This window comes from Microbulbifer rhizosphaerae (assembly GCF_014191725.1).
GTDB lineage: Bacteria > Pseudomonadota > Gammaproteobacteria > Pseudomonadales > Cellvibrionaceae > Microbulbifer > Microbulbifer rhizosphaerae.
On record NZ_JACHWZ010000012.1, the window covers coordinates 129,017 to 149,338 of the forward strand.

Here is a 20,322-nt window from a genome sequence, read left to right on the forward strand (position 1 = left end):
TGTGGGAGCCTGCCCTGCAGGCGAATCACTACTGCCGGTCCTGCTGCAGATATTCCAACTTGCGCATATAGGCGTTCTTGGTACCCGGATTTTCCGCCAGGGAAAACGCCTCGGTAAAATGCTCGTGCGACTCCTTCATATCCCCCAGGCGGTAATTGGTCAGCCCCATCAGAAAGTGAAAGCGGTGATCGTCGCTGTACTTCCACAGCGCGCGGCGAAGCCGCTTGTGCGCCAGCTCGAATTCGCCGTGTTCGTAGGCATTGCGGGCCTGGAAATAGAGGTAGTAGGGATTGCGCTCGCGGTAGTAGCGGGCCTGGCGTTCGTAGTGTTCCGCCTGCGCCTGGCGGCCGCTGTTGCGATAGAGGCGTTCCAGGTTGCTGATGGCGGTCAGGTTGGCCGGTTTCAAGCGGATGGCTTGCAGGTAGCTCTGCTCCGACTCGGCGGTAAATCCGGCACGCCCGTAGATCACCCCGAGGTTTGCCCAGAGCTCGCTGCCCTGCGGCTGCAGTTCCAGCGCCTTGCGCATGTGCAGGAAGGCGGCGCGGGTGTCCCCGTCCTTCAGCAGCTCCACCGCGCGGTTGCTGTAAAACTGAGCGAAAGCGGCGGAGTCGGACAGGCGGAACTGATCGTACACCGGGTCGTAGGCTGCGAGATCGAAATCCACCACGCGGCGGCCGCGCGGGGATTTGGAGACCATGTTGATATGGCGGTAAACGACGAAGGTGTCCGCGTCCGCATAATCCCAGGTCTGCGGCACTTCCACCTGGTTGAAATAGGCCTCGGCCCCCAGGGCCCGCGTCATGGCCACCATCATTACCGTAAATGCCATGCAGTTGCCGCGCTGCTCGTGGAAGGTCTCCGCGGCGGTGAGGGTGCTGTCCGCGTCGTATTTCACATGAAACTGCCCACCGAAGGCCTTCAGCAGGGCCGCCAGCCTCTGCGAAGAGCCGGCATCCGGGGCGATGCTGTCGAGGAGTTCACGCATCTCGCCGCTTAGGCCGAGGATATCGACCTCCGGCAGTTGCTGTGGCGTCACCCGGTAGCCCAGCAGCGGCTCGCCACTGAGCAGGTGGTCGGTGTCCACCTCCGTGGCTGTCGGCGGCATAGTGGTACAAGCACCCAAAAATACGACCACAAAGAAAATTCCGGTCACTGAAAGGGAGATTTTCATCGTTATAGTTCCCTGGCGGCAGGCTTCTTGCGAGCTTTACCACCAACCGGGTCGTCTGTAAACCCCTCACGCTCGTTTCACTTGCAACCATTAGCCTAAATAACAGCCTACTGTTACACTCCGCAGGTTTTTACCGGAAGCTCTGGGTGCCAGAGGTTCCCGATAACTATTACAGACAGAGGAACTTCTATGTCTTCTAATGTCGCGGATGCCACCACGGCACCCACTGTTGCCGGCTCCGGCGAGTTGCTGGGCCACCCAAAAGGGCTCTATATCTGCTTTGCCACCGAGCTCTGGGAGCGCTTCTCCTTCTACGGAATGAAATATCTGCTCCTTCTCTACCTCACCAAATACCATTTGTTCACTGACAGCGCCGGCTACGATGTGCTGGGCGCCTACGCCGGCCTGGTCTACGCTCTGCCGCTGATCGGTGGCCTGCTCGCCGACCGGTACCTGGGTATGCGCAAGGCTGTGGTGTTTGGCGGAATTCTACTATGCCTGGGTCACCTGTTGATGGCAGTGGAAGGCAGCCAGGCAATTTCCTACGCCGCGGGCACAGTACTGAGCGAGGCGATTACCCTGAACGACGGTTCGGTCATTGCCGCCGGCACCACCCTCGCCAACGACGTGGTAATTCAGGACGTGATGGCGCTCAAGGTGTTCTTTATGGCCCTGGCGCTCATTACTGTTGGCGTGGGCTTCCTGAAGCCGAATATCTCCACCATCGTGGGGCAGCTCTACAGCAAGAATGATCCGCGCCGTGATGCCGGTTTCACCATCTTCTATATGGGCATCAATATCGGTTCCTTTATTGCCACCCTGTTGTGCGGCTACCTGGGGGAAACCTACGGTTGGGGCTATGGCTTCGGTCTCGCTGGTATCGGCATGGTGCTGGGCCTGATCACTTTCCTCTGGGGCCAGAAGTTCCTCAATGGCCTCGCCGAACCCCACGACCCGAAGCTGCTCAAGCAGAAGGCCGTCGGCCCCATCAACAAGGAGTGGGCGGTGTACCTGGGCGGTATCGCCTCCCTAGCTGGCGTCTGGTTCCTGGTACAGAGCGAGCCGGTGGTGCACTTGGCACAGAACAGCCTGTTGATCGTTGCCATCGTCGGCCTGATCCTGTTTGCCATGCTGCACCAGGACGACAAGCGCAAGGACATGATCGCCATCGGCTTGGCGGCGGCCACCGCGGCTCTGGGCCTGACCTGGGCCTTTACCAACGTGGATATGTGGCTCGGCGGTATGCTGCTGGGCCTGGTGGCCTTTATCGCCTACGGATTTATCCGCCACTACAGCGAGGAGTTCTCCCGCACCGTGGTGCTGATGGTGCTGATCACCTCCACCATCGTATTCTGGGCGCTGTTCGAACAGTCCGCCGGCTCCATGACCCTGTATGCCGACCGCGTGCTGGACCGCAACATGGGCGACGGCGAGATCCGCGCCTCCATGTTCGGCTCCCTGAACGCCGGCTTTATCATGCTGCTGGCGATTCCCTTCGCCGCCTTGTGGGTATGGCTGGGCAAGCGCAACTGGGAGCCCAGCACGCCGGTGAAGTTCGGCCTGGGTATTATCCAGGCAGGCCTTGGCTTCGGTGCCCTGGTGCTGGGTGCGCAATTCCCCACCGAGGCCGGCAAGGTCGCGATGATCTGGCTGGTCCTGGCCTACCTCCTGCACACCATGGGCGAACTGTGCCTGTCGCCGGTGGGCCTGTCCGCAGTGACCAAGCTGTCCATCGGACGGGTGGTCAGTGTGAGCATGGGTACCTGGTTCCTGGCCACCGCGCTGTCGGAAACCGTCGCCACCCGTATTGGCAAGATGGCCGCGGTGAACCAGGAGGCCACCGGCGACCTGGCCTCCACCCTGTCCACCTACACCAATCTGTACGAGTATCTGATGTGGTGGGGTCTGGGTGCCGGTGCACTGATGATTGTGCTCTCCCCGCTGCTCAAGAAAGGGATGTGCGGGATCAGATAATAGGGATATGACGAGACGAAAAGGCCGCTGGAAACAGCGGCCTTTTTAATGGGCGAACACAAAGCTCGCGTTACTACGCGCTTCCGTCGTTCCGGCGCAAGCCGGAACCCAGGGCTGGATACCGGTACCTGATCAAGTCCGGCATGACGTTCTTGCGCCGGTATGACGAGCTTGGCTTGGAGTGTGGTGGTCATGGGACGAACCCTGTGTTCGTCCACCCCTATGCAAATAACAACCCGGCATTCAGCCAGATAAACCGCAACCCGATCACACACAGCAGGCCCGCAAAGCAGTTCTTGAGCATCTGCGGCGAGAGCCGGTGGGCCAGGTTGGCGCCGAGCCGCGCGAAGGGCGTGCTGGCAAGCACTATGCCGAGAAACGCCGGCCAATAGATATAGCCGCTGCTCCACGCGGGCAGTTGCCCCTCACCCCATCCCTGTACCGCAAAGCTGATCGCCCCGGCCACCGCAATGGGCAGGCCGCAGGCGGCGGAGGTGGCCACGGCGCGCTGCATCTGCACCCGGCAGTGGGACAGGAAGGGCACGGTGAGCGAGCCCCCGCCAATTCCGAAAATCGCCGAGGCCCAGCCGATAATGCCGCCGCCGGCAGACAGTGCCACGGCTCCGGGCAGGCGGCTGCCGTCAGTAGGCAGTTGCGCGCGGCGCAGGCCATCGAGCCACATCTTGACAGCGATCACCAGGGCAAAAACGCCGATCAACAGCTGCAACCAGGCTCCCGGGAGCAAGTGGGCGGTCACTCCGCCGAGCCAGGAACCGAGCAGGATACCCGGCGTCATGGCGAGAAAAACCGACCAATCCACGGCGCCTTTCAGATGGTGCGCGCGGATGGAACTGAGAGAAGTGATAACGATAGTGGCCAGGGAGGTAGCCACCGCCATATGGGTGAGGATTTCCGGTGCCAGGCCCCGGGCGGTGAACACCAGCACCAGTGCCGGGACAATAATCAGGCCACCGCCAACGCCGAAAAGCCCGGCGATGGTGCCGGCGGCGGCGCCGAGCACCAGATAGATCAGCAGTGTTTCCATCCCCCCCTCCCTACAACACACTTTTCGTGGGAGCCAGCCCCGCTGGCGAAACAGGGGGCGATAGCATCGTTGCAGTCGACTGCAGGGCAGGCTCCCACAAAGTTATTTCAGGCCTTGTCGATATGGAGCCAGTCAAAACCCTGCTGCTGGCAGGCAAAAATACAGTTGGCCGCCTGCCCGGCAGCGTCGGCGAGGGCTTCGCGGGCCCGTTCGACGGTATTGTTCTTCTCGCTGATATGCGCCACCACCAGGTGCTGCAACTGCCCGGCACCGACCCGCTGCAGAAAACCGGCCGCCTGCTGGTTGCTCAGATGGCCGTAGGCACCCCCCACGCGCCGCTTCAGCGACGGCGGATACGGGCCTTGGGCGAGCATTTGTGGATCGTGGTTGGCCTCGAGTACCAGGGCATCGCAATCGCCAAAATGTGCCTCCACATGGGGGGTCACAGTACCCAGGTCGGTGAGCAGGCCGAGGCTGCTGCCGCGGCTGCGGAATACGAACTGCGCCGCCTCCCGCGCATCGTGGGGAACAGCCACCGGAGTCACATCGATATCCGCCACCGCAAACGGCTGGTGGCCCTCGATCAAGTGGACCCGCGGCAGCTTGCCGATATCGCGCGCACGAAGGGTTCCGGGAGTCAGGTAGACGGGCAGTCCGTACTTGCGCGCCAACGGCGCTACACCGGAGAGATGGTCACTGTGCTCGTGGGTCACCAGTATCGCGGACAGGTCCGCCGGCGACACACCGAGCCGCGCCATGCGCCGCTCGGTCTCCCTGATGGTAAAGCCACAGTCCACCAACAGGCAGTGGCCGCCGCTGGCCACCAGGGTGCCGTTGCCCTTGCTGCCGCTTCCCAGCGAGGCAAAGCGCAACATTAAATGAGATTCTGACGAACAGCCATCAACAGTTGCGTCGCCCGGTTGCGGGGCAGGGGCTTCCCGCGGGTGTCGCGAACGCGGACCTGGACCGCCTCCCCGGTGCCGCGTACCAGCACCAGGTAGCCGGGAATCTTCTGGTCCGCAGCGCCGCCCAGGCCCTCGATACCGCTGAACAGCGCCGGGTCGGCAGAGGGATCGATATTGGCCAACAGCTGTTGCAAGGTCACTTTATCCGCGGCCTTTGCCAGCTTGTCCTCGTCCTTGCCCAATCTCCAGGAAAACCAACGGTCGTCATCCTCTTCGGAGAGCTCGCGGTCTTCGTCGTAAGTGACATAGAAGAGGCCGATGTCCGCATCTTCCTGGTGCAGCCGATAGGCACCGACATTGATCGCGTGGGCCACGGTGGCCCGGGCGCGGTCCATGGCCAGGTCCATGGCAATATAGGGTTCTTTGCCCGCCGGCTCCACCAGTTGCACCTTGACCGAGCCGCCGCCGATCGCCTGCGCCACCAGCGACGCAGTCGCGCCGGTGGACTCAGCGGCCAGTGAGGTGGACATCTCGTCAATCATCCATCCTTCGCGCTCCGGGCTGGTGGACCGCTCCGGCCAGTTGACCTGGCCGCCCACCGGCGTGTCGACAGGTACCGACAGGTGGCGCACATGAACCTCCGTGGTATCCGGCTGCACGCCGGACTCCACCCGTAACTGGTACTTGTCTTTGGTGTCGGGACTTTCGCCAAAAGTCAGCCAGACGGTTTCCATAAGCCCGGAACTGGCGTCGGACATGGCCAACTGCAGCCCGGAGCTGCGCAGGAAGTAATGAAGCTGTGGCCATACTTCATCCGGCGGCTGGGAGACCAGCACCCAGCGGCGATTGCCCAGCTTCTGGATCTTCACCCGGTCCATGCCCACATTGGTGGAAAGAGGCTGTGGGCGCGGCACTTCGAACTCGCCGCGCTCCAGTTCACCGCCGCCGACCTGGGGAATCTCGTACAGCTCTTCCTGGTACTTGGCGGTGACCCCGGGCGGCAGCTGCAGCGGCGGCAGGCTGTTGGCCATCTGGTAGTCATCGCCGCGGTCGCGGAAATAGCCGTCGTCGCCGCCAAACATTCCGCAACCCACCAGCGCGAGGCTGGCGATCCCGAGTGCGGTTCCAGCAGTGAATCTTGTCATTATCGATACCTTTACTTTCGAATCTTGGGCGGCGCGTTTTTTACAATATTCCGGCGCTACGCAACGCCTCACGCACTGTGGCGTGATGCTCGGGGGAAAGAGAGGTCAGTGGCAGGCGGATACCGCCATCCACGCGCCCCATCTCCCGCAGCGCCCACTTCACCGGTATCGGGTTGGACTCCACAAACAGCACTTTGTGCAGTATGCGGATGCGTTCGTCGATAGCACGCGCTGTGCCGGAGTCGCCACCGAGTGCCGCCTCGCACATCTGCGCCACCGCCGCCGGTGCCACATTGGCGGTCACGCTGATATCGCCGTGGCCACCGGCGAGCATCAACTCCAACGCCGTGGCGTCGTCACCGGAATAGACGGCGAAATCCCGCGGCAGGATTTCCAGCAGCTCGCGCGCGCGATCCAGGTCGCCGGTGGCCTCCTTGATGCCGACGATATTGCCGATCGCCGCCAGGCGCCGCACCGTCTCCGGCAGCATATCCACCGCGGTGCGCCCGGGCACATTGTAGAGTATCTGCGGAATGGCCACGGCCTTGGCGATGGCCTTGTAGTGTTGGTACAGGCCCTCCTGGGTAGGCTTGTTGTAGTAGGGAGTGACCAGCAGACAGGCGTCGGCGCCGCATTTGGAGGCGGTCTCGGTGAGTTCGATGGCCTCCTGGGTGGAGTTGGCGCCGGTGCCGGCAATCACCGGTACGCGCCCGGCCACCTGATCCACCACGCGGCGGATCACCTCCAGGTGTTCGTTGACGTCGAGAGTGGCGGATTCACCGGTGGTGCCCACCGCGACCAGGGCGCGGGTGCCCTGCTCTATATGCCACTCCACCAGATTGTGCAGACTGTCCCAGTCCAGGCTGCCGTCTGCGTACATAGGGGTAGCCAGGGCCACCATACTGCCGGAAAACATCCTAACTCCTTACCTTTCACCGGTTGAGCCGCCGAAAAACGAAACCGGTATGTTACTGAGCGCGCAGGGCGGATGCCAGACCAGTTGCTGGCTATCTGCGCTTCTTGCGCCGCCGCTTGCGCTTGCGGGCCTCGCCGTAGACGTCCGGAGCACCTTCCGGGCGTGTCTTGAAACGGCGGTGCACCCACATGTACTGGGATGGATTCTCCCGCAGGCGCGCCTCGATAAACTGATTGACCAGCACGGCATCCCGCAGTTCGTCGCCGGAGGGAATTTCCTTTATCGGGGGATAGACCACCACACGGTAGCCTGCGCCGCCCTCCAGCCGGGTCACCATGTAGGGTACCACCTGCGCTCGCCCCAGGCGGGCAAAACGCGAAGTGGCGGTAACCGTGGCCGCGGGCTGGCCGAACAGGGGGGCGAAGACCCCGTGGCTGATGCCGTAGTCCTGGTCCGGCGCATACCATACCGAGCGCCCCCTCTTCAGCGCGCGCAGCATGCCGCGCACATCCTTGCGCTGGTAGACCTCGGAATCCTCCCCGTGGCGCTCGCGTCCCTTGCGCTGCATATAGTCGTACACGGGGTTCTTGTGCGGGCGGTACATGCCGTCGACTTTGTGGCACATGGCCATAAAGGCGGCGCCTATCTCCAGGGTGGTGAAGTGCATCGCCATCAGCACCACCCCCTGCCCCCGTTCCTGGGGTTGCCGCAGGTGTTCCAGGCCCTCGATGGTGAAACGCTTGCGCAGCCACTGGCTGGAGCGGAACCAGGCCATGCCGGTTTCCATCAGCGCGATACCGTTGGAGTCGAAGTTGCGCAGCAACAGCTCGGCGCGCTCTTCCTCAGAAAGCTCCGGGAAGCACAGCGCCAGGTTGCGCTCGGCAATAGTGCGGCGGCGGCTGGCAAGGCGCAGCATCAGCCGGCCCAGGCCGCGGCCCAGGGCCAGTTGCCAGCGGTAGGGTAGCTGCGCGACCAGGTACCAGAAGGCGAAGAGCAGCCAGGTCGGCCAGTAGCGCGGATGCAGCAGCGCTGCGCGAAAGTGGGGTTTTTCCATCGGGTGTCGTTGTCTGCCGCGTGGCGGTCGAAAGCGGCGCATTATAGCGATGGCGGGAGGGAGGTGGCGAGGGGTAGAGTGCGCCGTGCGCACTGTCGGGGCCTATTGGTGCGCACGGCGCACCTACTGTTGGTTCAATGGCGCAGCAGGGTGTCCAGTTCGTCCACCGCCTCGCACCAGTCGGAATCGTCCAGGATCGCCTGCTCCAGGAACTCGCGCTGCCCGTCAGACCAGAATGGCGCCTCGGACAGATGCTCTTCACCGCTCAGGTGGTGGCGCTCAAGAAAACCTTCGACAGCGTCATCATCGGACGGGAGGCCCAGTTGGGCGAAGAGGTCGTTGACGGTGTGGTGGCCGGTGGTTTCCATGATCGCTCCCCGCGGTCGCAATACCTTGCAACAGTATAGGAAAGCGCCGGGGGCGGCTATCCCCCGGCGGAAGGGAAAAGGTTTACGGCGCTGGATTGGGACTATCGCTGTGCACCGCTTCTATCCCCGCCAGGAGTTCTTCGTCAATTGTCACCCCCACACTATCGATATTCGCCCGCAGCTGCTCCATCGTCGTCGCGCCGATAATGTTCGAAGTGACGAACGGCTGCCGGTTGACGAAGGCCAGGGCCATCTGCGCCGGGTCCAGGCCGAACTCCCGCGCCAGGCCGACGTAGGCTTCAGTGGCCGACACCGCCCGCGGGCCCGTGTAGCGCTGGAAGCGCTCGAACAGGGTCAGGCGCGCGCCGGCGGGTTTGCGCCCGCCCAGGTATTTGCCGGACAGGGCACCGAAGGCCAGCGGCGAGTAGGCCAGCAGACCGCACTGCTCGCGAATCGCCATTTCCGCGCAGCCCACTTCGAAGCTGCGGTTGAGCAGGTTGTAGGGGTTCTGGATGGAGGCGATGCGCGGCCTGTTGCCGTGCGCGGCCAGACGCAGATATCGGTGCATCCCCCAAGGAGTCTCGTTGGATACGCCGATATGACGCACCTTGCCGACGCGCACCAGTTCCTCCAGCGCACCCAGGGTCTCGGCAATGGATACCCCGTCATCGAGGTCGTGCTTGTAGTCCAGGCGACCGAAGAAATTCGCGTGCCGCTCGGGCCAGTGCACTTGGTAGAGGTCGATATAGTCGGTGCGCAGGCGCCGCAGGGAATCGTCGCAGCCCTTGAGGATCTGCGCCCGCTCCAGTCGCGGACCGCCGCGGATATGCGCCACACCGGAGTTGGCGTCGCCGCGACCGGTGACTTTGGTGGCCAGAACCACCTGGTCCCGATCGCCCCGCGCCGCCAGCCAGTTGCCGGTAATCTCCTCGGTGCGTCCGTAGGTCTCCGGGCGCGGCGGTACCGGGTACATCTCCGCGCAGTCGATAAAATTCACGCCCCGATCGAGGGCGTAGTCCAACTGCTCGAAGGCCTCGGCTTCGCTGTTCTGCTCGCCCCAGGTCATGGTGCCCAGGCAGATCTGGCTGACTTTGAGGTCGGTGGTGCCCAGTTGGCGGTATTCCATGGAGAAACTCCTACTGGATGATTATGCAGAGATTAGGGAAGGGAGTTGTAGGAGCGGTCCGGCCGCTCCTGCACAGCAGAGTATGCGGCCCGCTTGCGGAGCTGGAGCTCCGCGGTCCCAGGGTTACTCGAAATCCGCCTCTACCATCGGGCTGACATCAGCATCGTAATCAACACCGTCGATGCCGAAACCGAACAGCTTGAGGAAATCCGCCTGGTAGCCTTTATAGTCGCTGAGTTCGAACAGATTGTCCTCGGTCACCTCCGGCCACAGTTTCTCAATCTTGGCCTGGGTTTCCGGGCGCAGCTCCTTCTCGTCCATGCGCAAGCGGTTGGCGTCATCCAGGCGTGGGCTATCGGTATAGAGGCCCTCGGTATAGAGGCGGTAGAGCTGTTCGATACAACCCTCGTGGGTGCCCTCCTCCTTCATCACCTTGTAGACCAGGGAGATATACAGCGGCATCACCGGGATGGCGGAACTGGACTGGGTTACCAGCGCCTTGAGCACCGCCACATGGGCTTCCGCCTTGTCGCTCTCACTGATGGCTCTGGCAGCGCGATCCAGATCTTCCTTGGCCTTGCCGATGGTGGCGTGGCCGTAGATGGGCCAGGTGAGCTTTTCGCCGATATAGGTGTAGGCGACGGTCTTGCAGTCGTCCGCCAGCACGCCGGCCTCGTCGAGGGCGTCCATCCACAGTTCCCAGTCCTCGCCGCCCATCACTTTCACGGTGGCGGCTATCTCCTCCTCACTGGCGGGCTCCACGGTGATATCGGAGATCTCCAGCTTGTCGGTATTCAGATTCTTGGCGGTGTAGCCCTCGCCGATCGGCTTCAGCACCGAGCTGTACAGCTCGCCGGTCTTCGGGTCCTTGCGTCGCGGCGAGGCCAGGCTGTAGACCACCAGGTCGACTTTGCCCATGTCCGCCTTGATCATCTCGATGGCCTTGGCCTTGATCTCATCGGAAAAGGCATCGCCGTTGATACTTTTGGCATAGAGGCCCGCGTTGTGCGCCTCCTCCTCGAAGGCCGCGGCGTTGTAATAGCCGGCGGAGGCGGTGCGCTTGTCCGTGGGCGGCTTCTCGAAGAAGACCCCCAAGGTGTCGGCGCCACAGCCGAAGGCGGCGGTGATGCGCGAGGCCAGGCCGTAGCCGGTGGAGGCGCCCACCACCAATACCTTCTTGGGGCCGTTCTCGATGGCCGGCTGGGACTTGATGTGGTTGATTTGCTCGCGCACGTTGGCGGCGCAGCCCTGCGGGTGGGCGTTGGTGCAGATAAAACCGCGTACTTTCGGCTGGATAATCATGCCTGGAATTCTCCCCCTTGATTTTGGGAACCTACAGTCATTGGCTGGGCATTCTATAGGCATAAACCGGCCAGTCCCATAGCCGGCGTCACAAGGCGCGCAAATCGCTGTCCAGAATATCCCCCTCCCCGGCTAAAGCGCCCCGATAGTCCCAATGGTTTGCTATTGGCGCCATTTGTATGACGAGGCAGCTCTCTACTACTGTATTTGGCACACTTAGTGCACCTTCGATACTGGGGCCGCAGCGGAGCGCGGCCTATTCTTAACCCATAGCAAGACAGAGAGGTAGGCATGAAATACTACTCACGTCACTTTGTGAAACCCGGAGATCTCAACCCGGCGCAACGGCTGTTCGGCGGTCAGCTTCTGGCGTGGATAGACGAGGAGGCGGCCATTTTCGCCGGCTGCCAGATGGGCACCCCCATGGTGGTAACCAAGTTGATGTCGGAGATCGACTTCGTCAGTTCGGCGTTTTGCGGCGACGTGGTGGAATTCGGTTTCGAGGTGGTGGATATAGGCCGCACCTCACTGACCGTGCACTGCGAGGTGCGCAACAAGCAGACCCGAGAGCTGATCATACAGGTGGAGCGCATCGTGTTTGTCGCTCTGGACGCGGAGGGCAAACCCACTCCGCACAAGAAGGCGGGTATGACCCTGGATGAAGCCAGGGAGGACTCCCAGCGGGAGCAGGAAGAGAAAGAGCGGAGGGAGCAGCGACTGGCCAGTTAGAGCCCTCTCCCCGGCCCCTGTCCCGCAAGCGGGAGAGGGGAGCATTCAACTCCCTCTCCCCCTTCGGGGGAGAGGGTTGGGGAGAGGGGCCAAACCGGCGGTATAATCGCGCATTTGCGATTGATACCGCCGCCATGTTCGACCTGAGATTCACCACCCCAAAATCCTGGACGGAGCCGGTACTGGCCGACTTCGACCACTTCCTCCAGGACCACGCCGCCGCAGAGAAAAAGGCCTCCGGCATGGCGGTGTCCATGTTCTCCCACTACCCGGACAAACCGGTACTGGTGGAGGCCATGGTGAACCTGGCGCTGGAGGAGATGAACCACTTCCGCCAGGTGATCAAACTGATGCACGAGCGCGGCGTCTATCAGGCTCCGGACGAGAAAGATCCCTACATCAACGCCATCCGCAAACTGATCCGCCGCGGCAGCGAAGCGTACCTGCTCGACCGCCTGCTCACCGCCGGCATTATCGAGGCCCGCGGCTGTGAGCGCTTCGGATTGGTGGCCGAAGCGCTGCCGCAGGGCACGCTCAAAACCTTCTACCAGGTGATCACCGAAAGCGAGGCCCGCCACCACGAGTTGTTTGTGGAGCTGGCCCTGGAATATTTCCCGCGAGAAACGGTGGAAGCCCGTCTCGGCCAGTTGCTGGATGCGGAAGCGGCCATCGCCGCCGCCCTGCCCCATCGCGCCGCGCTGCATTGATGTCCGCGGGAAAGTATCTGCAAAAATACGCGGAGCCGGAAATCCGCCTGCTGGACACCTGGCCCGACAGCCGCTACCGGCACGCACTGGTTATTCCCTGTTACCGGGAGTCGCCGGATTTTCTGCAGCGGTTGCTCGAACAATTCCCGGCAAAAAAACTGCTGCTGATACTGGTGATCAACCAACCGGACAGCGACGGCAACGCAAACAGCAACCGGGAACTGCTACAGGCGATAGATAAGCTCTCCCCGCCCGGCTGGCAGAACAGACACCTGAGCCTCCGCCCCTGGGGAGAAAACGGCGGCCTTCTACTGGTGGAGCGCTGGCGGGAGACGCTGCACATTCCGCGCAAACAGGGCGTGGGCCTGGCGCGCAGGATCGGCTGCGATATCGCAGCGCAATTGCATCAACTGGGTTTTCTCTCCAGCCCCTGGATACACTCCACGGATGCGGACACGCGGCTGCCCGACGACTACTTCGAGGGACTTCCGGATGCGCAAACCACCAGCGCCGCCCTCTACCCCTTCGCCCACGATAGCGGCCACAGCCCGACGCACCAGGCGCTGCAACTCTACGAACAGGCGCTGCACTACTATGTGGAAAACCTGCGCCGGGCCGGCTCCCCCTGGGCCTTTCACACCATCGGCAGCATCCTGGCGATCAGTGTCCATCACTACTGCGCCGCGCGGGGATTCCCGAAAAAGGCCGCCGGGGAGGATTTCTACCTGCTGAATAAACTGGGCAAGCTGGCACCGGTGGCGGAACTTACCGGCCGCGCACCCGTTCGCATTGCCGCGCGGCTGTCCGACCGGGTGCCCTTCGGCACCGGCCCGGCCACGGCCAAAATTGCCGGGCAACTGGAGTCGGGTGAAGAGCCCACTTGGTATGCGCCCCAGGTATTCGGGGAATTGCGCGATTTCCTAAACGAAGCCCTGGAGGATGGCGGGCAGGTCTGTCAAAACCCCCGCTGGCGGGAGGCGCTGGAAGAGCTGGGCTGGCAACAATTTACCAATCACTGCCGGCAGCAAAAATTACAGGGCATCGCCAGAGAGACCGCATTTCACCACTGGTTCGACGCCTTCCGCACACTGCGTTTTATTCACCTGATGCAGCGCCGGTGGCACCCGCCGCGGCCATTGCGCGAATTGCTCGCGCAAACCACTTTGTAGGAGCCTGCTTGCAGGCGAACAGGAACGGAACTCCGTAGCCGTTCGCCTGCAAGCAGGCTCCTACAAGGTTCCCGTAATTCAATGCGGGCTCCTTACGGGTGAGCAGTTACGATTTGCGAAGGATTTGCGTAGTTTCGTAGGATGGGCAAAGCGCAGCGTGCCCATCCTACAGAATTGTGCAACTGCTACTATTTAACGCAACAGCAACAGCGGCTGGCGGGTATTCAAAAGCATTTGTGCGGTAATACTGCCCAGCAACAGATCGCGCAGGCGGTTGTGACTGAAGGCGCCCATCACCGTGAGATCGGTTTCGTGCTCCTTTTGGTAGGCTGTGAGCGCTTCCACGGTCCTGCCCTCCAGGCGGTTCGCGGTCACCGCCAAGCCGGCACCGTCCAGTTGGGCACTGGCTTCCGCCAGCAGGTTCTCCGCGGTTTCCTCCTGCCCCACATACACCAGGTGGCAGGGGATATCGCGAAACAGCGGGCTCTCCGCCACCATGGCCAGCGCCTTGCGCGCCGCCGCGCTGCCGTCGTAGGCCAGCAAAATCCGGCGCGGTGCGCGGAACTCCTGGTTGACCACCAGGATGGGCTTGTGCAGTGCGCGCACCACGGTCTCCAGGTGCGCGCCCAGGCCCTGTTGGGATTCGCCGTGTTCCTGGCCGCGAATGCCGACCACCAGTACGCGGATGCAATCCTCCAGCTCCACCAGGGTCTCGCCCAGGCTGTCGTGGCGCTGGCAGGTGATCACCTCCCGCACACCCGCCTGCTCCGCGCGCTCCCGCGCGGCCTGCAGCACCAGCTTGCCCTGCTGCACCATCAGGCGCGAGCGCTGCTGCTCCAGGGTGGTCAGTTCCTCCAGAAGCTCTTCCTGGCTGCCGAGACCGATACTGCCGGTGAGATCCGCCACCGCCGGCACATTGCCGCGCTCGATATTGTGCAGCAATTTCAGCGGTGCGCCGGTGTTCACCGAGATCCAGGCGGCGTAGTCGCATACGGCTCTGGTGTAGTGGGAGCCATCGATACACGACAGCACCAGCGGTTGCTTGTGGTGGTTATTATTGTTGTTGTTCAACTCGGTCATCAGTGTCCTCCCAGAACACGTTCGATTTCTTCGGGCTTGTCGTGTACGCCGAAGCGGTCGACGATGGTCTCGCTGGCCTCGTTCAATCCCACCAATTCCACCTGCGCGCCCTCGCGGCGGAACTTCACCACCGCCTTGTCCAGGGCGTAGACCGCGGAGATATCCCAGAAATGCGCACGGCTCAGGTCGATCACCACCCTGTCCACCACCTCTTTGAAATCAAACGCGGCGACAAACTTGTCGGCGGAGTTGAAGAATACCTGGCCCACTACCCGATAGGTACGGCGGCTCCCAGCCTCGTCCAGCTCGGTGGCCACATACATAAAGTGGCTCACTTTGTTGGCAAAGAACAGCGACGCCAGCAGCACACCCACAAATACACCGTAGGCCAGGTTGTGGGTCCACACCACCACAATCACCGTGGCCAGCATCACCAGGTTGGTGGACAGCGGGTGGCGCTTGAGGTTGCGGATGGAATCCCAGTTGAAGGTACCGATGGACACCATAATCATCACCGCCACTAACGCCGCCATGGGAATCAGAGCCACCCAATCGCTCATAAACACCACCATGGCCAGCAGCGCGGCACCCGCCACCAGGGTGGAGAGTCGCCCGCGGCCGCCGGACTTCACGTTGATCACCGACTGGCCGATCATCGCGCAGCCCGCCATACCGCCCAACATTCCCGAGGCGATATTGGCCACCCCCTGTCCTTTGCATTCCCGGTTCTTGTCGCTGCCGGTATCGGTGAGGTCATCCACGATGGTCGCAGTCATCAGGGATTCCAGCAGGCCCACCACCGCCAGCCCGGCGGAATAGGGGAAGATAATTTTCAACGTCTCCAGGTTCAGCGGCACTTCCGGCCACAGGAACACCGGTAGCGTATCCGGCAGATCGCCCATATCCCCGACGGTGCGAATGTCCATTCCCAGGTAAACCGCTACCCCAGTCAGTAATAGGATGCATATCAGCGGCGAGGGCACGATTTTGCCGACGACCGGAACATACGGAAACAGGTAGATGATACCCAGGCCCGCCATGGTCACGGCGTATACATGCCAGGTGACATTGGTCAACTCTGGCAGCTGAGCCAAAAAGATCAGTACCGCCAGCGCGTTGACAAAGCCGGTCACCACTGCCCTCGAGACAAAGCTCATCAGGCTGCCCAGCTTTAAATAGCCGGCGACTATCTGCAGCACCCCGGTAAGCAGTGTCGCCGCCAGCAGATACTGCAACCCGTGTTCCTTGACCAGGGTTACCATCAGCAGGGCCATGGCACCAGTGGCGGCGGAGATCATCCCCGGACGTCCACCCACAAATGCGATCACCACCGCGATACAAAAAGAAGCATAGAGGCCCACCCGCGGGTCCACGCCGGCGATGATGGAGAAAGCGATGGCCTCGGGGATCAAAGCCAGGGCCACGACGATACCGGCAAGCACGTCGCGGCGGATATTGCCGAACCAGTCGGCCTTTGTGGAAGAGAACAGCATAAGAAGGGGACTACCAGGCAGGATTACATCGATCAAAAAAGGCCGCGGATTCTACCACAAACTGCCGCTGTCCGCGTACTCCGAAGGCGGACGGCGGACATTCTGAGCGACCGCTACGCGCTCCGACTGAACAGCGAACAACAGGCGGAACGGGCGGTGTTTTAAAGCCGCTGGATCAAAGCCGCTTGATCGCCTCAACCGCCAACTCGGTCAATCCCGCCCCGCCATCTTGCAAATACGCTCTGATATCCGCTCTCATCGGCTTGGCCCAGAACCTGCGCACATGCGCCGCCACAGCTTCCGCCGCCGCGTCCGGACCGCCGCCCTGCACCGGGGTGTTGGCGGCTATCTGGTTGATCATTTTCACCAGTTGTTCGGAGTGCTTGCTGCTCATGGGATGGAGTCCGGGTATCGTTGGAATGGCTCGTGATCGGTAGAGTGGTAGACGACCTGGCGGCCGTCCCGGGCGAAGCCGATCAGGTTCAGGCCGCTGTGATTGGCACGGTCGACGGCTACGGCCGTGGCGCCGCTGACGGCGACGAGGCTGCCCAGGTCGCAGCGGACCATTTTTGCTACGAGTTCGTAACTGGCCCGGCTGGAAACAAGGACGAAGCCGTTGTCCCTGTCCACTTGCCGACGGTGCAGGGCCCCGATCAATTTATCCAATGCGTTGTGCCGCCCCACATCTTCGCGCAGTAATTGCAGTTGGCCTTCGGGGTTGCACCAGGCGGCCGCATGGATGGCGCCGGTGCGCCGTTGCAGGTGTTGGTGGTCGCCAAGCCGCTGCAGCGCCTGCTGGACGGCTTCCGCTGTCGGCGGCGATTTGCGCGCAATCTCCGGCAGGGGCCGCAACGCCTGTGTCAGCGAAGTCCGGCCGCACAGTCCGCAACCGCTGGGACCGGCCAGGGTGCGGTGCTGGCGTTTCAGCGCATCCATACAACCGCCGTGGATGTGCAGCTTCAGTTCAATGCCGCGGTCGCCGTGATCGGCGATCTCCAGATCGTAAAGTTCCCCGGCGCGGGTGAGGATGCCCTCGCTCAGGCTGAAACCGAGGGCGAAGTCTTCCAGGTCGGTCGGGCTGGCCATCATCACGGCGTGAGAGGTGCCGTTGTAGACCAGTGCGATGGCAGTCTCGTCGGCCAGGCAGTCATCCTGAATGCATTCCCACCAGGTGTCCGGTCCCCGGCGCTGACGCACCCGCACCTTGGCGGTCCGGCAGCCGGCCTGTGTCGTCACAGCGTTGACGGCGACCATGATGACCTCACTCCACCAGCTCTGCCGGCGCGTTTTTGGGCAGCAGGCTCCATTGTTTCCGGTGCTGTTTCCGATGGCGTTCCTGCCAGGCCGAAGGCTGGGCGACCTTCTCGCATTGCACTGCCGTGACCTTGTATTCCGGGCAGTTGGTGGCCCAGTCGGAGTTGTCGGTGGTGATGACGTTGGCGCCGCTGACCGGGTGGTGGAAGGTGGTGTACACCACGCCCGGTTGCATGCGGGTGCTGATTTTGGCTTGCAGTACGGTGTTGCCGGCGCGGCTGGTTAGGCCGACCCAGTCGCCATCGTTGATACCGCGTTCTTCGGCGTCGTGTGGGTGCAGTTCCAGCCAGTCCTGGCCGTGCCAGTGTTGGTTGTCGGTGCGTCTTGTCTGGGCGCCGACGTTGTATTGGCTGAGGATGCGGCCGGTGGTCAGCAGCAGCGGGAAGCGGCGGTTGGTGCGTTCCGTTGTGGGCACGTAATCGGTGAGCACGAATTTGCCTTTGCCGATCGGGAAGTCCACTTCGTGCATGATGGGGCTGCCGTTAGGGTGCTCCTCGTTACACGGCCATTGGATGCTGCCGAGTTCGTCCAGCTTCTGGTAAGTCACGCTGTGGAAACTGGGCGTGAGGCTGGCGATCTCGTTCATGATCTCTTCCGGGTGGTTGTAGTCCATCCGGTAGCCCAGGGCGTTGGCGAGGTCCTGGGTGATCTGCCAGTCTTCCTTGCCGGCGAGCGGCGGCATTACTTTGCGCACACGGTTGATGCGGCGTTCGGCGTTGGTGAAGGTGCCGTCTTTCTCCAGGAAGGAGGAGCCGGGCAACAGTACGTGGGCGTATTTGGCGGTCTCGTTCAGGAAGAGGTCCTGCACGATCAGGCATTCCAGCGAGCCGAGCGCCTGTTCCACATGCTGGGTATTGGGGTCGGACTGGGCGATGTCTTCGCCCTGTACGTACAGGCCCTTGAAGCTGCCGTCGATGGCGGCGTCGAACATGTTGGGGATGCGCAGGCCGGGTTCGTTGTCGATGGTTACGCCCCAGGCGTCTTCGAAGGCTTTGCGCGGGCCGTCCTGGGAGACGTGCTGGTAACCCGGCAATTCGTGCGGGAAGCTGCCCATGTCGCACGAACCCTGGACGTTATTCTGGCCGCGCAGCGGGTTCACGCCCACACCTTCTCGGCCGATGTTGCCGGTGGCGAGCGCGAGGTTGGCGATGCCCATCACCATGGTGGAACCCTGGCTGTGTTCAGTCACGCCCAGGCCGTAGTAGATGGCACCGTTGCCGGCCTCGGCATACATCCGGGCCGCCTCGCGCACTTTGTCGGCCGGTACGCCGGTGATGGCTTCCGTCGCTTCCGGAGAATGGCGTTCTTCGCGGATGAAAGCGTTCCAGGCGGCGTATTCGCCGCTATCGCATCGCATGGCGATAAACATGCGGTCTTCCAGCCCTTCGGTGATGATGACGTGTGCCAGGGCGTTGATCAGGGCGACGTTGGTGCCCGGGCGCAGCGATAGGTGCAGGGCCTCGCCGCCGTGCGGGGTTTTCATCAGGTCTATATAGCGCGGGTCGGCGACGATCAGTTTGGCGCCCTGGCGCAGGCGGCGGCGCAGTTGCGAGCCGAACACCGGGTGGGCGTCGGTGGGGTTGGCGCCGATCACGACGATGCAGTCCGCCTTCATCACGGAATCAAAAGTCTGGGTGCCGGCGCTCTCGCCCAGGGTCTGTTTCAGGCCGTAGCCGGTCGGGGAGTGGCAGACGCGGGCACAGGTGTCGGTGTTGTTGTTGCCGAAGGCGGTGCGCACCAGTTTTTGCACCAAGTAGGCTTCTTCGTTGGTACAGCGCGAGGAGGTGATACCGCCGACGCTGTCCTTGCCGTATTTGGCTTGAATCGCTTTGATGCGCTCGGCCGCGAACTGAATCGCTTCCTCCCAGCTCACTTCGCGCCAGGGCTCGTCGATATGGTTGCGGATCATCGGCGCGGTCAGGCGGTCCGGGTGGGTGGCGTAGCCGAAGGCGAAGCGGCCCTTCACGCAGGAGTGGCCGTGGTTGGCGTGGCCGTCCTTGAACGGGACCATGCGCACCACGGTGTTGCCTTTCATCTCGGCCTTGAACGAACAGCCGACGCCGCAGTAGGCGCAAGTGGTCACCACCGAGTGTTCCGGCTGGCCCTGTTCGATCACGGAGTTTTCCATCAGCGTCGCGGTCGGGCAGGCCTGGACGCAGGCGCCGCAGGAGACGCATTCGGAATCCATGAAGTCTTCATCCTGGCCGGCGGCGACGGTGGAGTCGAAGCCGCGGCCGTCGATGGTCAGCGCGAAGGTGCCCTGCACTTCTTCGCAGGCGCGCACGCAGCGCGAGCAGACGATGCATTTGCTGGCGTCGAAGGTGAAATAGGGGTTGCTGGTGTCTTTTTCGGCGTCGAGGTGGTTCTCGCCCTCGTAGCCGTAGCGCACCTCGCGCAGGCCGACGGCGCCGGCCATGTCCTGCAGTTCGCAATCGCCGTTGGCGGAACAGGTCAGGCAGTCCAGCGGGTGGTCGGAGATGTACAGCTCCATCACATTGCGACGCAGCTTGGCGACGCGTTCGTTCTGGGTAATGACGCTCATGCCCTCGGCCACCGGCGTGGTGCAGGAGGCGGGCAGACCGCGGCGGCCTTCGATCTCGACCGCGCAAAGGCGGCAGGAGCCGAAGGCGTCCAGGTTATCTGTCGCGCACAGCTTGGGGATCTGGATGCCGGCGATGGCGGCGGCACGCAGAACGGATGTTCCCTCGGGCACTTCGACGGATTGGCCGTCGATGGTCAGGGTCACGGTGTGGCCGCTCTCAATCGGAGGCGGCGTGCCCAGGTCCCGGTCGGTCTGTGTTTTGGGGTCAAAAATGTGCAGCAT

Annotated in this window: 18 protein-coding genes; 4 read left to right on the plus strand and 14 right to left on the minus strand. The window is 62.6% G+C overall.

The window, feature by feature from the left end; translation table 11 throughout:
* Positions 1–28: 28 nt before the first annotated feature.
* Positions 29–1,171 (minus strand): tetratricopeptide repeat protein, encoded by a 1,143-nt coding sequence (locus tag FHS09_RS13735; RefSeq protein ID WP_183460833.1) that lies wholly within the window; start codon positions 1,169–1,171, stop codon positions 29–31.
* A 189-nt stretch (positions 1,172–1,360) separates the two neighbouring features.
* Between FHS09_RS13735 and FHS09_RS13740 the strand changes: the two genes are divergently transcribed.
* Positions 1,361–3,145, plus strand: a complete 1,785-nt coding sequence (locus FHS09_RS13740; RefSeq protein WP_183460835.1) for a peptide MFS transporter — start codon at positions 1,361–1,363, stop codon at positions 3,143–3,145.
* A gap of 220 nt (positions 3,146–3,365) precedes the next feature.
* On the opposite strand, the gene FHS09_RS13745 is transcribed toward FHS09_RS13740, so the two are convergent.
* From FHS09_RS13745 to fabV, 8 genes are all read right to left on the minus strand, one after another.
* Complete coding sequence (locus FHS09_RS13745) at positions 3,366–4,190, minus strand: sulfite exporter TauE/SafE family protein (protein WP_183460837.1); 825 nt, start codon at positions 4,188–4,190, stop codon at positions 3,366–3,368.
* Between the two features lie 107 nt (positions 4,191–4,297).
* A complete protein-coding gene (locus FHS09_RS13750; RefSeq protein ID WP_183460839.1) occupies positions 4,298–5,065 on the minus strand; it encodes an MBL fold metallo-hydrolase in 768 nt (255 codons plus the stop codon).
* Entirely contained in the window at positions 5,065–6,240 is a 1,176-nt protein-coding gene (bamC, locus tag FHS09_RS13755; RefSeq protein ID WP_183460841.1) for an outer membrane protein assembly factor BamC, read from the minus strand. Before bamC ends, FHS09_RS13750 begins: the two co-directional genes overlap by 1 nt.
* A 40-nt stretch (positions 6,241–6,280) precedes the next feature.
* Positions 6,281–7,156, minus strand: a complete 876-nt coding sequence (gene dapA / locus FHS09_RS13760) for a 4-hydroxy-tetrahydrodipicolinate synthase (RefSeq protein ID WP_183460843.1) — start codon at positions 7,154–7,156, stop codon at positions 6,281–6,283.
* Positions 7,157–7,247: 91 nt separating this feature from the next.
* Positions 7,248–8,210 carry an LpxL/LpxP family Kdo(2)-lipid IV(A) lauroyl/palmitoleoyl acyltransferase gene (gene lpxL / locus FHS09_RS13765; protein WP_183460846.1) on the minus strand — a complete coding sequence of 321 codons (963 nt, stop codon included), beginning with the start codon at positions 8,208–8,210 and terminating at the stop codon, positions 7,248–7,250.
* A 134-nt stretch (positions 8,211–8,344) separates the two neighbouring features.
* Positions 8,345–8,578, minus strand: coding sequence for a DUF2789 domain-containing protein (locus tag FHS09_RS13770; RefSeq protein WP_183460848.1), 234 nt, complete (start codon positions 8,576–8,578; stop codon positions 8,345–8,347).
* 82 nt (positions 8,579–8,660) lie between these two features.
* The gene (locus tag FHS09_RS13775) at positions 8,661–9,704 is read right to left on the minus strand and encodes an NADP(H)-dependent aldo-keto reductase (RefSeq protein WP_183460850.1); all 1,044 of its coding nucleotides are present in this window, start codon (positions 9,702–9,704) and stop codon (positions 8,661–8,663) included.
* A 123-nt stretch (positions 9,705–9,827) separates the two neighbouring features.
* On the minus strand, positions 9,828–11,006 hold the full coding sequence (gene fabV, locus FHS09_RS13780; protein WP_183460852.1) for an enoyl-ACP reductase FabV: 1,179 nt from the start codon (positions 11,004–11,006) through the stop codon (positions 9,828–9,830).
* Positions 11,007–11,297: 291 nt separating this feature from the next.
* Between fabV and FHS09_RS13785 the strand changes: the two genes are divergently transcribed.
* The 3 genes from FHS09_RS13785 to FHS09_RS13795 all read left to right on the plus strand — a co-directional run bounded on the left by FHS09_RS13785 (position 11,298) and on the right by FHS09_RS13795 (position 13,611).
* Entirely contained in the window at positions 11,298–11,735 is a 438-nt protein-coding gene (locus FHS09_RS13785; RefSeq protein WP_183460854.1) for an acyl-CoA thioesterase, read from the plus strand.
* Positions 11,736–11,869: 134 nt separating this feature from the next.
* Entirely contained in the window at positions 11,870–12,442 is a 573-nt protein-coding gene (locus FHS09_RS13790) for a tRNA-(ms[2]io[6]A)-hydroxylase (protein ID WP_183460856.1), read from the plus strand.
* Positions 12,442–13,611 carry a hypothetical protein gene (locus tag FHS09_RS13795; protein WP_183460858.1) on the plus strand — a complete coding sequence of 390 codons (1,170 nt, stop codon included), beginning with the start codon at positions 12,442–12,444 and terminating at the stop codon, positions 13,609–13,611. Before FHS09_RS13790 ends, FHS09_RS13795 begins: the two co-directional genes overlap by 1 nt.
* A 192-nt stretch (positions 13,612–13,803) precedes the next feature.
* Here FHS09_RS13795 and FHS09_RS13800 read toward each other — a convergent pair whose 3' ends face one another.
* The 5 genes from FHS09_RS13800 to fdhF form a co-directional block, all read right to left on the minus strand.
* Positions 13,804–14,691, minus strand: a complete 888-nt coding sequence (locus FHS09_RS13800) for a universal stress protein (protein ID WP_183460860.1) — start codon at positions 14,689–14,691, stop codon at positions 13,804–13,806.
* A complete protein-coding gene (locus FHS09_RS13805) occupies positions 14,691–16,184 on the minus strand; it encodes a SulP family inorganic anion transporter (RefSeq protein WP_183460862.1) in 1,494 nt (497 codons plus the stop codon). Before FHS09_RS13805 ends, FHS09_RS13800 begins: the two co-directional genes overlap by 1 nt.
* Positions 16,185–16,359: 175 nt before the next feature.
* Complete coding sequence (locus FHS09_RS13810) at positions 16,360–16,578, minus strand: formate dehydrogenase subunit delta (protein ID WP_183460864.1); 219 nt, start codon at positions 16,576–16,578, stop codon at positions 16,360–16,362.
* On the minus strand, positions 16,575–17,438 hold the full coding sequence (fdhD, locus tag FHS09_RS13815) for a formate dehydrogenase accessory sulfurtransferase FdhD (protein WP_183460866.1): 864 nt from the start codon (positions 17,436–17,438) through the stop codon (positions 16,575–16,577). Before fdhD ends, FHS09_RS13810 begins: the two co-directional genes overlap by 4 nt.
* Positions 17,439–17,445: 7 nt before the next feature.
* Positions 17,446–20,322, minus strand: a complete 2,877-nt coding sequence (gene fdhF, locus FHS09_RS13820; RefSeq protein ID WP_183460868.1) for a formate dehydrogenase subunit alpha — start codon at positions 20,320–20,322, stop codon at positions 17,446–17,448.

What these genes read in the sequence shown, in the direction of transcription:
- FHS09_RS13735 (WP_183460833.1), bottom strand. Translation starts at nt 1,171, where the DNA reads ATGAAAATCTCCCTTTCAGTGACCGGAATTTTCTTTGTGGTCGTATTT.
- FHS09_RS13740 (WP_183460835.1), top strand. Translation starts at nt 1,361, where the DNA reads ATGTCTTCTAATGTCGCGGATGCCACCACGGCACCCACTGTTGCCGGC.
- FHS09_RS13745 (WP_183460837.1), bottom strand. Translation starts at nt 4,190, where the DNA reads ATGGAAACACTGCTGATCTATCTGGTGCTCGGCGCCGCCGCCGGCACC.
- FHS09_RS13750 (WP_183460839.1), bottom strand. Translation starts at nt 5,065, where the DNA reads ATGTTGCGCTTTGCCTCGCTGGGAAGCGGCAGCAAGGGCAACGGCACC.
- bamC (WP_183460841.1), bottom strand. Translation starts at nt 6,240, where the DNA reads ATGACAAGATTCACTGCTGGAACCGCACTCGGGATCGCCAGCCTCGCG.
- dapA (WP_183460843.1), bottom strand. Translation starts at nt 7,156, where the DNA reads ATGTTTTCCGGCAGTATGGTGGCCCTGGCTACCCCTATGTACGCAGAC.
- lpxL (WP_183460846.1), bottom strand. Translation starts at nt 8,210, where the DNA reads ATGGAAAAACCCCACTTTCGCGCAGCGCTGCTGCATCCGCGCTACTGG.
- FHS09_RS13770 (WP_183460848.1), bottom strand. Translation starts at nt 8,578, where the DNA reads ATGGAAACCACCGGCCACCACACCGTCAACGACCTCTTCGCCCAACTG.
- FHS09_RS13775 (WP_183460850.1), bottom strand. Translation starts at nt 9,704, where the DNA reads ATGGAATACCGCCAACTGGGCACCACCGACCTCAAAGTCAGCCAGATC.
- fabV (WP_183460852.1), bottom strand. Translation starts at nt 11,006, where the DNA reads ATGATTATCCAGCCGAAAGTACGCGGTTTTATCTGCACCAACGCCCAC.
- FHS09_RS13785 (WP_183460854.1), top strand. Translation starts at nt 11,298, where the DNA reads ATGAAATACTACTCACGTCACTTTGTGAAACCCGGAGATCTCAACCCG.
- FHS09_RS13790 (WP_183460856.1), top strand. Translation starts at nt 11,870, where the DNA reads ATGTTCGACCTGAGATTCACCACCCCAAAATCCTGGACGGAGCCGGTA.
- FHS09_RS13795 (WP_183460858.1), top strand. Translation starts at nt 12,442, where the DNA reads ATGTCCGCGGGAAAGTATCTGCAAAAATACGCGGAGCCGGAAATCCGC.
- FHS09_RS13800 (WP_183460860.1), bottom strand. Translation starts at nt 14,691, where the DNA reads ATGACCGAGTTGAACAACAACAATAATAACCACCACAAGCAACCGCTG.
- FHS09_RS13805 (WP_183460862.1), bottom strand. Translation starts at nt 16,184, where the DNA reads ATGCTGTTCTCTTCCACAAAGGCCGACTGGTTCGGCAATATCCGCCGC.
- FHS09_RS13810 (WP_183460864.1), bottom strand. Translation starts at nt 16,578, where the DNA reads ATGAGCAGCAAGCACTCCGAACAACTGGTGAAAATGATCAACCAGATA.
- fdhD (WP_183460866.1), bottom strand. Translation starts at nt 17,438, where the DNA reads ATGGTCGCCGTCAACGCTGTGACGACACAGGCCGGCTGCCGGACCGCC.
- fdhF (WP_183460868.1), bottom strand. Translation starts at nt 20,322, where the DNA reads ATGCTGCACATTTTTGACCCCAAAACACAGACCGACCGGGACCTGGGC.